Raw genomic sequence first — 13,305 nt, 5'->3', positions numbered from 1 at the left:
CCCAGTAAAAACGCGTACCGTTTCAATGGCGGAGCATTTCTGATGTTCTGGGAAATGCGCAAACGCGAAAGCCGTCCTTTCGAAACCGGTGTCGAGGGAATTCGCGTTCCGGGCCACGGCGCTTTCATGATGCGATTACTCATCACTCGCCGATTGCATGGCTCTTGGCTCCGGTGCTGCGTTGGCGGAGACAGGCAGACGTGCCACCTCGCGGTAGAGATCAAAATTACCCCTGTGAAGCCAGGTTTTCGAGAGATAGCCCGTCGCGGTTAGAACGAAGGCCGTGTGGAGGGCAATCGGTACGAGAAGTCCGGCCGCCATCATTTCCGGCAGGATACCGGCTTTTATCCCGGCAAAACCGACGCCGCCGCAAATGAAGGAAATGACGACCAACGTGTTCGTTGCCGCCGCCGGCGTGAAACCATAGTCCAGCAGCAGATGATGAAAATGCCAGCGATCGGCCGACATTGGACTGCGACCGTTCATGATACGACGGACAATCAGGCTGAGCGTATCTGTGATCGGCAGGATCACGATCCAGAGCAATGCCGGAAAGGATACGGCAGCGCTTGTGGTCGCCAGCAGGACGATAACGTAGGCAATCGTCGCACCCAGTGCGGTACTGCCCGCATCGCCGAGGAATATGCTCGCCCGTGCGCGCCATGGACCGCGCATGTTGAAGACCAGAAAAGCGCAGAGGCATACGCAGAGTGCCTGAAGCGGCGGGATGACTTCGCCGATACCTGCGAAGATCGCTACGATCATCAGCCAGATCAAAGCGACACCCGCAGTGCCGCCAGCAAGCCCGTCGACACCATCGAGCATGTTCCACGAATTCACCAGCCCGGTCACGAAGAGAACTCCGATGACGAAAAACAGCGGCAGGAACAGATTCGAATGCTGCGTGAACAGCACGCCGATGGAGAGAGAGCCGATATCGGCGCCGCCTACGAGAGCGATCGCCATTGCCAGTTGCATGAGAAGTCGTCCTGCTGCGGGCAGCGGCCGGCGATCATCGACGACGCCCATTAGCAGGATGACCGCCAGTCCGAGCCAGAAGTTCATGCCGAGAGCCTCGCTCCACCCACCAACGAAGGCGGAAACGGCGAAAGCGGCAAAGATTGCGATGCCACCGCAAAGCGGAACGGCTCCCGTGTGGCGTTTGCGGATTGAATCGGGGCGATCCACCAGCTGAAACACAATGGTCAGGCGCCTGAGAACGACGATGAGGGATACGCACAGAATGAAAGTAGCGATGGTATTGAAGAGTATCCCCGACATGTCTGATCCCCACGCTGAACCTTGGCGGCGCATTTGCGACGAAACTCGCCTCCTGACGATCCTAAAAAACACCGGCCCTGAGGGGTATGCGGGCAAAAGGCGTGTGAAATCCACCAAAGGGAGAGGGTGTCGAAATTAACGTCTACCCTGCCTACCCCCGAACCGGATCGACCATCGAAAGAGCTAGGTTTGGGACCTTGACGGCAAGCGACCACAAATGAACGACTCGGCAGACAGCGGCATCTTATGAGTGATCATTCCTGTGTGGAGAGAACGGCAATCCAGTCCTGAAAGCCGAAAGCATTCGCCAATGCCGGCACCGTCACGTTGCGAAGGCCGCTGCGGCCAAGACGCTCAATCGGTTCGATGTAAATTCCATTCGAGGGATCGTACCAGCGAAGGGTTTTCTCGCCTGCCGCCAAACTGTCGAGATCAATCGCAACGGAAGGAGTGTCGAGATAGATCACGGCGAAAGACCCATCCCTGTCGCGCGCCGCGAATGCACCCGCATCGCTTTTCAGCAAGCTGCCCTGATCGGGTACGAGCTTCCACCATGCCAATTGTCTGAAAAGCGAGGCCAGATGGGTAATGCTTTGAGCACCACGGCTGTTCAGCGAACCCTGCCAGCTGTCCTTCGCTTCATAAAGCCCGGCGGCGGAAAAATGCCAGACCGGATTGTTGCCGAAGAGCTGACCGCTCGCTCCTGAAAGCAGCGCACCATAGGCAATAAGACGAACCTGACGCTCCTTCACATCATTCTCGCCTTCATATGCGCCTTCGATGAGGAAGAAAGGGCGTCTTGGTCCAGATCGGTAACGATCCAGCACCGCCACCGCAACATTGCTGTAAGTATAAACTGAATCGATATCGAGCCAGGAAGCGTCCCGCCAAAAATCGCTCGTCACGGTATCGGGATTGCCATGCACGGTCTGCAATGCCGAAGGATCAGTTTCAGCGATCCCCATTGCAACAGCCATGACCAGATTGCGATCTGGCGGATCGTAATCTCCGCCCTGCACCCAGATGATGTTGGGGTACTTCGCAAAACGCTGCCCGACATAGCGTCCATAAGCCCGCAGCTTTTCTGGCCCGGCCGCGACCATTTCCTGATACCATCCCTCGGGGCCACCGCGTGCGCCGCTATAGGCCGGACAGAGAAGCACCAGCAAATTGCGACTGGCGGCTGCCTTTATGACTGCTTCTGCCCTGTCGAAATAGGTCTGGTTCGGTTGCTCAAAGGCATCGCCTGCGAAAGGTTTCTCGTCGTAGAAGTTCGCCGGCGCCTTGCGGGAGAACTGATGCTCGATCAACGATACAAGCACGGTGTTGAAGCCCTGCCGCTTTCGGGTTTCCAGATAAAATTCCGCATCGGGAATGGAGGTATCGCCAATGAGCGACCACGCACTGTCGCCGACAATCAAGAACGGCAGACCCTTGCTGTCTTCAAGATAGCGCCCGTCCTGCGACGTCTGCAGCGGAAAAACGGGATCCTGTGCGTTGCAGGTCGAAAACATGCATAGCCAAAAAAAGAAGACGCCGCACAGATGTCCAAGTCGCCGCTGATCGCCGAACATCGCTTCAGAGCCGTTCACGAACGACGCGAAGCCAATTTTTCAAGGGCAACGGCAGATAGGTTCGAAGGCCCGGCCTCAAACCGGCGGGAATAGACCAGTCCTCCATCCTGAGCACTGTTGACAGGCCGGGACGGTCGTTCAGTGTCATAGTAATGACTTCGTTATAGCGTGCGGCCATCCGTTCGATGCTGAAGCGGTTCAGGACCATTTCCTTTCCCGCGATCGACATCCGCTCGAGAAGGTCGCGATCGGCATGCAAGCGCGCGATCGCATTCGCAGCTGCCGTATAATTGCCGATCGGGAACAGGAAGCCGTTTCGGCCCGGCTCGACAATCGTGTCCGTCACACCCCGGATATGAGACACGACCGGGACGCAGCCGCCGGCCATTGCCTCTATCATCGTCATGCCAAGCCCCTCGAAGCGGGACGGCATGATGAGAACATCGTGACTGGACATGATGACCGGTATGTCTGAAAGCTGCACGGATCCTGCGTAACTGACGCGATCGCCATGGCCGTCTAGCCTTCGCCTGAGCTTGCCCATATCCGGCCCATCTCCGACGATCGTCAGGCGCACTGCCTCAGGCGAGGCATCCAGTATTTCCCGCAGCCACATCACGCCTTTCGAAGCATCTTCAATGCGGCCGACGAAGAGAGCTTTGAGTTCCGGCCCGCGGTTGACGCGCCGAACCGCCTGGCTCCGGAACGCATCGCTGTCCACCGCATTCGGGATTGCGTAGGTGCGATCCTTCGAAAAGCCGTTGCGCGCGACCAGATCGGCGCGGCACCGCTCCGATACGCCAATCGTGACATGGGCATAGTCCCGGACCGAGCGTGCGGCCGCGTATGTTCCGGGTGAGATATTATGAACGACGAGAATACGCAGGATACCTTCGGGGAGATAGCGCGCGATATTCGTCTGCAACTGATCGCCAAGAACATTGACGATCACCCCGTCAAACCCGCCTTCTTCGATGGCGGCCGCCATTCGCGATGCACATTCACGTTCGCTGAGATTGATGGGCATGCGCAGCAGTTGCCCGAATGCCTTTTCACCCTGCAGATCGAGAGGCAGTCCGTATGTTTCCTTGCACACGCCGAGCCATCGCACGTCTATGCCATAGGCTGCGAGGCCTTTGCGAAGATGTTTGAAGACGGAATAGGTGCCGCCAATATGAGGAAGGACAAAATAGGCAAGCTTCATGGGACACTCTCGCTCCTGCATCCACAACCATGCCGCAACGGATCGACGGCGGACGGTTCGAGTGGCTGCTAAGGCGACATACTAAAAAGCCACGGGATGACAGTCAGTTGCATCTTAGGCTTAGCTGTATCTTCCTTTGAGAGGTTTGCGTCGGCCAGACTATTCGTTTGGCGTAAGACGCAACCCGAAGGTCGGTGTGGGGTCGTGCTGATCCAGCGGATATCAATACCATATCGAGCGTGTCGGCGCCGGGCTGCGATTGGAAAATAAATGAGGATCACTCTCCTTGGACAATTTGGCTCTGGCAATTCGGGCAATGACGGATCGCTGGAAGCCATGCTCCTTTATCTGCGCAGGATGAGGCCCGATGCCGATCTGTTGTGTATCTGTGCAAGTCCGACAGTCGTAAGTGCGAAGTTCAATGTTCGTGCGATGGGTGTTGGGGGGCCTCCCCTGACAAATGTTTGGATGAGGCAACTGGACAAGCTACTCGGCAAGGTGCCTTCACGGCTCATGCTATTGGTCAGTTCCCTGTTTAGTTTCGACAAGGCTGACCTGATGATCATACCGGGGACCGGCATCCTTGATGATTTTCAGGAAAAGTGGTTCGGCTGGCCCTTTGTCGTGTTTTGCTGGTGCCTCGTCGCACGCCTTCGCAACACGCGGATCGCTTTCGTCAGCATCGGTGCCGGTCCGATGAAAAGCCGGCTCAGCCGGTGGTTCCTGCGCTCGGCCGCACAGATGGCCTCCTATCGATCCTACCGGGACGATTTCTCGCTCAACTACATGAAAATGATCGGTGTCGACGTGTCGCGCGACCACCGTTACCCCGATATCGCCTTTGATCTTCCTGTTCCTGTGCCCCACCGGCAGAGCGCCGCCGGCGGCTCAATGAGAATAGGCGTCGGCGTCATGGACTATCGCGGCTGGCGTCACAACGATCCGGAGGCCGCCAGGATTTACAAGACCTACATCCACAAGCTCTCACGTCTCGTGAGCTGGTTGATCGGTGAAGGCCATCGCATCACCCTTTTGATGGGGGACGTTACCGACAGGGTCGCCTGCGCGGATTTGATGTTCCTGCTGACGGAAATGCTATCCGAGGACAAGCTGTCGCGGATCGACATCAGCTCTGCCGCAACGCTGCGCGATATCATGCAGCAGATGGCAGCAATCGATCTTGCCGTGGTGTCGAGATATCATGGAGTTGTCTGCTCTCTAAAACTTGGAATTCCAACGATATCAATTGGTTACGCCAGAAAGTTCGGTGATTTGATGAACGATTTCGACCAGGAGAAATTCGCCCGGCATATCGACACGTTCGAAGTCGAGGAAGTCATTGAGCTGGTCAAGGAGATACTCGCTGGAGCCGGTGCGGTGAGGGAGAGGATTGCCCACGCCAATGATCGCTTCAAGCGCCAGCTGTCCGAGCAGGAAGCGCTGCTCGGCCGTGAATTTCTCTCAATTGATGTCGTCGCAACGCCGCAGAGCGTGACGCCTTAGACACGCAGTCCTGCAACCTAATGCTTTCGGCGTAATACCGAGGCTCTTCAATACTCGACGGGAGTAGACCGCACGCTGTTGCATGCCCCTCAACAAACATTCTCCAAACGGCCTACACCTACGGATCCGGCTGCCATCCCAACGGTCAGATTTCCAAGGTCCAAGTCCCCACTCTAGATTTGACGCTACCGTCGATTATCGGCGACGCTGTCGGAGCCCTCGATGCACAAAGTCCGCCGCGCCTTTTTCATGGCCATGCTGGAACAGCACCTCGGAATTGCGATCAATTTCGCTCTGATCGCGATCGTATCGAGACTGCTCTCGCCTGCGGAAGTTGGTTTTGCCGTTATCGGCTACGGAGTGACAGCGGTGATCTTCGCCTTTCGCGAATTCGTTTCTTCCGATTTCCTTATTCAGCTCGATGTTGTTGAACGCGATGACATCAACACGTCGCTTACGCTCTTGCTCCTGGTCAGCGGCATTCTCGGGATCGTTCTCTATCTATGCGGACCCTTTCTGGCGATTTTCTACCACCAGCCCAGTCTCCAGCACTATCTTATCCTGGCGATTGCCGCGGTCATGGCCGAAAGCCTGGGTATGCCAGCGTTTTCCATGCTGCGTCGCCGGCTAGCCTTCGGCACCATCGCACGCGTCCGAACCACCGGCCTCGTCGTTATGGCTGGCGTGACGATCTTCGCTGCCAGCAATGGATGGGGCTTTGTCAGTTTCGCGCTCGGCCTGCTCGTCGGCAACAGCGTTGCCAGCGCCCTTGCCGCCTATGCCGATCCGGCCCAGCGTACCGCACGCCTTTCTCTAAAGTCGTGGCGCCGTATGGCCGAATTCGGCCGTTACAGGGGCGCTGCAACCATCGTCGACAAATTATACGAGTCCCTGCCGCAACTGGTGCTCGGCTTTGCCATGACACCGACAGCGGTCGCGATCTACAATCGCGCCAATACCGTTTGCTCCATTCCCGATCGCATTTTCCTCTCGGCGATCTTTTCCTTCGCCTTCCCGGCGCTCGCCGCCGAGGTTCGCGAGGGTGGAGATGTCCGCAGATCCTACCTGCGTGCCCTCAGTTACATCACTGTGCTGTATTGGCCGTCGCTTATCATGGTCGCCATTCTCGCCGACCCCATCGTGCGCCTTGCACTTGGAGACCAGTGGCTTGCCGCCGTACCGATCACCCGGATTCTCGCGCTTGCGTCGATCTTCTGGTTTCCCATGGTTTTGACAACGCCGCTGCTGATCGCTCTCAACGCCAACCGGGAGGCTTTCCTGGGCAATTTCGTCTGCCGCAGCGTCTCGGCAATTGTGCTTTGCTCTGCCAGCTTCTTCGGTCTCACTGCGGTAGCGTTGAGCCAGTTCGTCACGCTGCCCTTCCAGATGCTCGTCGCCTTCTATCTGGTAAGACGCCATGCGCACTTTAAACTACCCGAACTGTTCGCTGCCATCGGGCCGAGTTCCGCTGTGACCCTTGCCGCGATTGCGGGGCCGCTCGCCATATCCGCCTGGATGGGATTCCGCTTCGATTACTCCTTCGCCCAGGCTGGCGGCGCCGTCCTCCTTTCGGTGACAGGCTGGGCCGCTTGCCTCTTTCTTCTGCGTCACCCACTCGTCAGCGAAATACGTTCGACGCTCGATGCTTTTGCCGGGCGTCCGCGCAGGATCGGAAAACCTCCTGCACCGGCTTCCATTCCCGACACCGTCGTTCCCGCAGCGGTGGAACCATGAGCAGCATCGATATCGTCATCCCCAACTACAATTACGGTCGCTTTCTGGAGGGATGCGTAGCAAGCGTCCTTGGCCAGAACATCCCGGACATGCGTATCCTCATCATCGACAACGCCTCCACAGACGACAGTGTCGCGATCGCCCGGTCTCTCGCAACAACAAATCCCCGTATCGAAACGTGCCTGCGGCCAAAGAATCTTGGCGGTCACGCGTCTTTCAACGAAGGCATTGATTGGGCCCGGGCGGACTATTTCGCCATCATCTGCGCCGACGATGTCCTGTCGCGTGGAGCACTCGCGCGCGCGATGGAGGCGCTCGACAATCACCCCGGCGCGCACATGGCGTTCGGGCGCACCGCCTTCTTCCGTGACGACGCCGAAATAGAATCGGGCCTTCGCAGCGACGCCAATGGCATGCAGCTTCATCGGGGCATGGACTTCATCGCCAAAATTTGCGCGACGGGACGCAGCCCGGTGCCAGGCCCACTCGCTGTCACCAGAACACACATTCAACAACATGCCGGTCACTATCGGCCAGCACTGAGCCATACTGACGATGTCGAGATGTGGATGCGGCTAGCAGTTCTGGGCGATATCGTCGAACTTGACGCCGTGCAGAATTTCACCCGTATCCACGGTGCCAACCAGTCGGCTATCCTTGATAACGTCCTTGCCTGGAATACCGAAATCGAAGCCGCGCTCGAAAGCTTCTTTGGCAATGAAGGGGCTTTGCTTGCCGATGCCCAAACCCTGCTCCGGCGCGGTCGCGCGAGCCTGAGCGACCGCGCCTATTGGTGTGCGCTTTCCAATCTGGTCCGGCGCCGGCCCGGCGCAGGTGCCCTTCTCGCACAGGCTTTCCGCCTGAGACCCGCTTCAGCGTTTCTGCCGCCGGTAAGTTATCTTGTGCGCCGACCTGATGCGTTGCATCGAATTCGCGCAGCGATCGCCCGCCGATAGTGATCGACCGGCCAAATTTTCGATGATGAAGGCCTATTCTTCTGCATTCAGTACAAGCCGCAAGAGCGCCGGCAACGAAGTGGATTTCGTTCGGCGCATGATTGAGGCGCGATGATTCTCGACAGTGCGCTGACTAAGCTTCAAATCGGCTGCAATGACCTTGTTGGCCTGCCCCTGAACAATTCTATCAAGGATCTGACGTTGCTTGCGAGTAAGCGTCGCCAGCGTGGCTCGAGCTGTTTCACGCCGCTCTTCGCGCTCGTTCGCATCACGCGATCGCTCGAGGGCCGACTGCACGCTCCGATATATTTCCTGGTAAGAAAAAGGCTTCTCGATGAAATCGGCCGCTCCATATCGCATCGAATTGATTGCCATACGGACATCGCTGCGACCCGTGATCACAATCACCGGAAACCGATGATGCCTTTCTTTCAGCAAACGTAACAACTCCATGCCGACCATGCCGGGGAGATACGCATCGACAAGCAGACAACCTGATCTGTCGGGCTTGTAGTTTGCAAGATACTCTTCTGCCGAAACATAGGTTGCGACCGCCCAGCCTTCTCCTTCGAACAGAGCGCGCAAATTGTCCCTTATGTCCTGCTGGTCGTCGATGACTTCGATGAGCCTGCCCGTCATCGGCTCCATATATTCAGGTTCGCTTATGTGACCTGCTCTCTCGCCGTTTTGGCGAACGACCAGTGTCTCCACCATCTGCATGACGTCCTTGAGTTTCGCCGGCTTGTGCAGATAAGGAATTTCGTGCTGAGCAAAATCCCTCAGCGCCTTGCTTGAAATATCGCCAGTGAGAATGAGTGCCGGAACATTTTGGCGGAGTGCTTGCCGAATATCTTCAATCGCAGCTATGCCATTCCCGCCTGTAGGAAGATTGTAGTCTGCGAGAACAACGTCGGGCATGAACTTCAGCCCTCGAACAATCGCGATCGCTTCGGCAGCAGTTGAGGTCGCAGCGACCACGTATCCAGTCTGCTCGAGACCGATCTTGAGCAGATCGCGCATCCCATTTTCGTCTTCGATGATCAAAATCGACGCGGACGACAGGGCGATCGCTTGACGCGAATTGTCATCGACTGGCGCACGCAATGGCGCAAGCGGCTCCCCTGCCGGCGCCCGATCGATCTCGATCATGAATGCAGAACCTTCATGCAATCGCGACCGCACCGCTATCTTCAGTCCCAGAAGTTCGCTCAGCCGCTTGACGATTGACAATCCCAGCCCCAAACCCCGGTCTTCCGCGCCAGCAGATGCGTCGAGTTGATGGTATTCCTGGAAGACTTCCTCGATATGGTTTTCGGGAATGCCTATACCGGTGTCCCACACTTCGAACCGAACCTTTGCATCGACCCGGCGACAACCGACCAGAATTTTGCCGCTCGGCGTGTATTTCAGTGCATTGGATAAAAGGTTGCGAACGATCTGCTCGAACAGGCGGGGATCGGTGCGAACGGCAAGGCTGGACGGTACGACACGGAGTTGCAGCCCCGCCGCCCGAGCGGGATAATAAAATTCCTTGAAGAGCCTTCCCAGAAGATCGCCAATCGCAAAGCTCACGATCTGCGGTTCCACCATCCCCGCTTCGATCTGGTTGATGTCAAGAACAGAGTTGAGTATACCCAGCATCGAGGACAGCGTCTCCCCCATCCTCTGGACGAAAGTGCGTGCTTGCCCTTCAGCCACGTTCCTTTCCAAAAGCCCGTGCAACAGCTTCAAGGTTTGCAGCGGCTGACGAAGATCGTGGCTTGCCGCAGACAGGAATTGCGACTTGGCCTCGGTCGCCCGCTCGGCGAATTTCTTGGCAGCTTCCCTGCTTTCGGCAACCTGTTTCTGGGCACTTACATCGATGAAGGTGATGACCACTCCGTCAATTGCCTCGCTCGCGCCGCGATAGGGTTTGACGCGGCGGACATACCAGCGGCCATCGGGTCCTCCTATCTCTCGGTCGATTGTGTTGCCTTGGAGCAGCGTCGCCGTTGCATCGACTTGAAGCGTAATGTCGCCGTCAAAGCCGCTGAGGTCCGACAGGGGTCGATCGACATCGGAGGATATGATGTTGAATACTGAACGGGTGGCGGGTGTGAAGAACCGTATACGAAGGCTGGAATCCAGAAAAAGCGTTGGGACATCCGTGCTGTACAGGACATTTTGCAGATCGTTGGAAACTGCCCGCTGACGCTCCAACGCTTGTTGCAATTGATTGTTGAGGGCTGTCAGCTCTTCATTAAGGGATTGCAGTTCCTCTTTCGAAGTAAAGAGTTCCTCATTCGTCGACTGATACTCCTCATTCAGAGACAGCGCTTCGGCGGTGATCTGCTTCTGTTCTTCGCTGGCAATTTCCAGATTGCGTATGGCGCCCTGCAATTCCGCCCGTGTCTCCTCCAGTTCGAATTCAAGCTCGGTAATGGGCGACGCATCTGTCGTTGATGATTTCTGCGATCGGACAACACCGTTGGCCTGCGCAGCATCCTCCACAAAACATATGAGGAACAGCTCTTCACCCTGACTGAAGAGCGGCTCGACATGAATGTTGAACTCGATGTGTGCGCCGTTGCTGTCGAGTTTTGCATTCTTGGCTACGAACGGCTTTTGATCCCGGCTCGCGTGGTGGATCGCAGACCTGATCTTATTATGGAGCGCCGTCGGTGTGATGGCGAACAGGTCATGCGATGCCGGGCCTGAAGCGATCCGCAGGAACCTTGCTGTCGGGCCGATGGAGTAGAGATACTCATACTTCCGATTGACGAGGATTGCGGCGGGCACGTAGCTACCCAGCAGAACCTGGGAAACCGCCTCGGCGAGCACACTGTGCCTCGACGCTGAAGTCACCTTTCCTAGCGAAGAGGGAATTCTGACATTTCCGCCCGCAACCGCACCGAAATTAAGATCACCGAAAACCGGCGGCCCGATACGCCGATATACCCTTTCGGATTCCGAAATCAGCTTGAAACGGTCATCCATTCCGCAAACGGTTTCGGATTTTCCGACCAGTAAAATGCCGTTCTCCCGCAGGGCGAACCTGAAAAGCGACAAGACCTTGGCTTGGGCTTCCGCTTCGAGGTAAATCAACAAGTTGCGGCATGAAATTAGATCGATCCGTGAGAACGGTGGGTCGCTGAGGACATTCTGCACGGTGAATACCACCGCCCCACGCAGTTGCGCCGTCACGGTATATCCGTTGTCATCCCTTACGAAATATTTTTCCAGAAAGTCCGTCGGCAGCGACTTGGTCGCCTCATGTGAATAATGTCCATCTCTGGCAATTGCCACCGCCTCGCTATCAGCGTCCGAGGCAAACATCTGAAACTGGAGACGAAGGCCCATGGACTGAATGAGCTCGAGGAAGAGAATAGCCAGAGAATATGCTTCTTCCCCCGTGCTGCATCCAGCGACCCAGACCCGCACTGCTCCGTGAGCCGCTTTTGCGTGGAGAATATCCGGAATAATGGTATCTCGTAGAAAGTCGAACACCTTCCCGTCGCGGAAGAAGCTGGTGACGTTGATCAGGAGATCTCTGACGAGATTTTGCCGCTCGTCTTCGCTGCTTTCGAGAATCTCAAGATACCGGTCTATCTTCTCAATCTCGATACCGAGAACCGCCATGCGTTTTTCGACCCGGCGCTGCATCGTTCCATGTTTATAAGCCGAAAAATCATTCGCTGTGGAAACCCACAATATCTCGATGATCCGGTCCAGTTGGGGCATTCGGCGCTCCATCGAGTGATCGGCTCGAAGCCGCGACAACAGCGCAATATGTGTGGCGATGGCCGCAGGCATCTCTTCGACCGGTAAAACCGTAGCGCCAATGCCCAGCGAAATAACACTTTCGGGCATGCCGCCAAACTGTGCCTCTTGAGGCTCCTGGACCAGAACAAGTCCCTTGAAATCCCTGATCTGCTGGACGCCGGATGAGCCATCTGACCCCGTGCCGGACAGGACAGCTGCTATCGCCCACGGCCCGAATTCCTTGGCCATAGAACCCAGGAGAAAATCAAACGGCAGAGGTGCCTCATGCAGTTCCCGCCGGGGCGACAGATATATCCTTCCTCCGTCAACCGACATCAGGAATTTTGGTGGAATGACATAGACGTGCTCGGGCTCTATCAAGGCAAGGTTGACAGCCTCCGTTACGACCATAGTCGTTTCGCTCGCCAGAAGTTCTGCGAGCATGCTTTCATGCGACCGGTCAAGATGCTGAACGAGAAGAAACGCACAGCCGGTTTTTTCAGGCAACGCTTTGAGCAGGGCTCTGAACGCATTCAGTCCACCCGATGAAGCACCGACGCCGACAATCGGGAACATCCTAACAGGACGTGCTTCCTGTGATCCGGACATCGGACCGGTGTCTACCTCGAAAGTAGAAGGAACCTTGTTACTATCCTCGCCGCGTTCCGCCATATTCACTCTCGTTAAAATTGACGCGCATTCCAAATAGAGATCGACCCTTGCGAAGCGTCAGGCGTTGTGGGTCAGCAAGTCTTGAAAGCAGCCATCAAGGCCTTGAGATCATTCGTCAGGGATACATAGTCACCATGCCCCGTCACATGCGGGGCGCAGCGCGTCCGATTGTCGTGAGGTGCAATTTCAAAATGCGATTAACACGTATAAGTTGCTGACATCGCGAACAAACGCACGAATGGAGGATGATAAATCAATCCGGCCGCGATTATAATTCATCCATTATAGTTAGTGGTGTCGCGCAAAACATGATGATGGCCTGAAAGAATTATATTTCAACAGTTATGGCGTGTCTGGTTGTCTACCCACATCATGCCAGATTGAACGCCCGCTCGAAATCTCAATCAAAAGTGAGTAATTTCCGAACCTTTTCCAGTTGCGATACTCCATTGTAGGATGCCGGAGTCGAAATTCGGGTAGTGCCACGTCTGTTGATTTCTGGCCGATTTTTAAATTCCGAAAAATCCAGACCGCAACAGAGTAGCTTCCGAAGTTCTGATTGATGACGGCGTTCCGGGTTGAATTACTTCAAACTTCCGTGGTGCCGAATCTTAGAAAGAAAATCTTCGGTTGCGTCTCT

Annotated in this window: 7 protein-coding genes; 3 read left to right on the top strand and 4 right to left on the bottom strand. The window is 56.2% G+C overall.

The genetic code is table 11. The annotated features are described in order from the left end of the window. Positions 1-135: 135 nt before the first annotated feature. The 3 genes from T18_RS18735 to T18_RS18725 all read right to left on the bottom strand — a co-directional run bounded on the left by T18_RS18735 (position 136) and on the right by T18_RS18725 (position 4,059). Positions 136-1,281, bottom strand: a complete 1,146-nt coding sequence (locus tag T18_RS18735; protein WP_038493575.1) for an MraY family glycosyltransferase — start codon at positions 1,279-1,281, stop codon at positions 136-138. A 254-nt stretch (positions 1,282-1,535) separates the two neighbouring features. After that, on the bottom strand, positions 1,536-2,795 hold the full coding sequence (locus T18_RS18730) for a DUF4038 domain-containing protein (RefSeq protein ID WP_233284954.1): 1,260 nt from the start codon (positions 2,793-2,795) through the stop codon (positions 1,536-1,538). Positions 2,796-2,859: 64 nt separating this feature from the next. Continuing rightward, the gene (locus T18_RS18725) at positions 2,860-4,059 is read right to left on the bottom strand and encodes a glycosyltransferase family 4 protein (protein WP_038493581.1); all 1,200 of its coding nucleotides are present in this window, start codon (positions 4,057-4,059) and stop codon (positions 2,860-2,862) included. A 270-nt stretch (positions 4,060-4,329) separates the two neighbouring features. Here T18_RS18725 and T18_RS18720 point away from each other — a divergent pair, with 270 nt between their 5' ends. From T18_RS18720 to T18_RS18710, 3 genes are all read left to right on the top strand, one after another. Beyond that, a complete protein-coding gene (locus T18_RS18720) occupies positions 4,330-5,562 on the top strand; it encodes a polysaccharide pyruvyl transferase family protein (RefSeq protein ID WP_038493584.1) in 1,233 nt (410 codons plus the stop codon). 222 nt (positions 5,563-5,784) lie between these two features. After that, positions 5,785-7,296 carry an oligosaccharide flippase family protein gene (locus tag T18_RS18715; RefSeq protein ID WP_038493587.1) on the top strand — a complete coding sequence of 504 codons (1,512 nt, stop codon included), beginning with the start codon at positions 5,785-5,787 and terminating at the stop codon, positions 7,294-7,296. Continuing rightward, positions 7,293-8,252: a glycosyltransferase family A protein gene (locus T18_RS18710; protein ID WP_038493589.1), complete on the top strand. Its 960-nt coding sequence runs from the start codon at positions 7,293-7,295 to the stop codon at positions 8,250-8,252. Before T18_RS18715 ends, T18_RS18710 begins: the two co-directional genes overlap by 4 nt. Before the next feature lie 33 nt (positions 8,253-8,285). On the opposite strand, the gene T18_RS18705 is transcribed toward T18_RS18710, so the two are convergent. Beyond that, positions 8,286-12,665, bottom strand: a complete 4,380-nt coding sequence (locus T18_RS18705) for a CheR family methyltransferase (RefSeq protein ID WP_233284955.1) — start codon at positions 12,663-12,665, stop codon at positions 8,286-8,288. Positions 12,666-13,305 lie beyond the last annotated feature (640 nt).

The sequence above is a fragment of the Rhizobium sp. TBD182 genome, assembly GCF_001950375.1.
GTDB lineage: Bacteria > Pseudomonadota > Alphaproteobacteria > Rhizobiales > Rhizobiaceae > Agrobacterium > Agrobacterium tumefaciens.
The sequence above is the reverse complement of the archived record's forward strand: the minus strand, read 5'-3'. Positions and strand labels throughout refer to the sequence as shown.

Excerpts from the sequence above, each read along its gene's own strand:
- T18_RS18735 (WP_038493575.1), bottom strand. The coding sequence starts at position 1,281 with ATGTCGGGGATACTCTTCAATACCATCGCTACTTTCATTCTGTGCGTA.
- T18_RS18730 (WP_233284954.1), bottom strand. The coding sequence starts at position 2,795 with ATGTTTTCGACCTGCAACGCACAGGATCCCGTTTTTCCGCTGCAGACG.
- T18_RS18725 (WP_038493581.1), bottom strand. The coding sequence starts at position 4,059 with ATGAAGCTTGCCTATTTTGTCCTTCCTCATATTGGCGGCACCTATTCC.
- T18_RS18720 (WP_038493584.1), top strand. The coding sequence starts at position 4,330 with ATGAGGATCACTCTCCTTGGACAATTTGGCTCTGGCAATTCGGGCAAT.
- T18_RS18715 (WP_038493587.1), top strand. The coding sequence starts at position 5,785 with ATGCACAAAGTCCGCCGCGCCTTTTTCATGGCCATGCTGGAACAGCAC.
- T18_RS18710 (WP_038493589.1), top strand. The coding sequence starts at position 7,293 with ATGAGCAGCATCGATATCGTCATCCCCAACTACAATTACGGTCGCTTT.
- T18_RS18705 (WP_233284955.1), bottom strand. The coding sequence starts at position 12,665 with ATGGCGGAACGCGGCGAGGATAGTAACAAGGTTCCTTCTACTTTCGAG.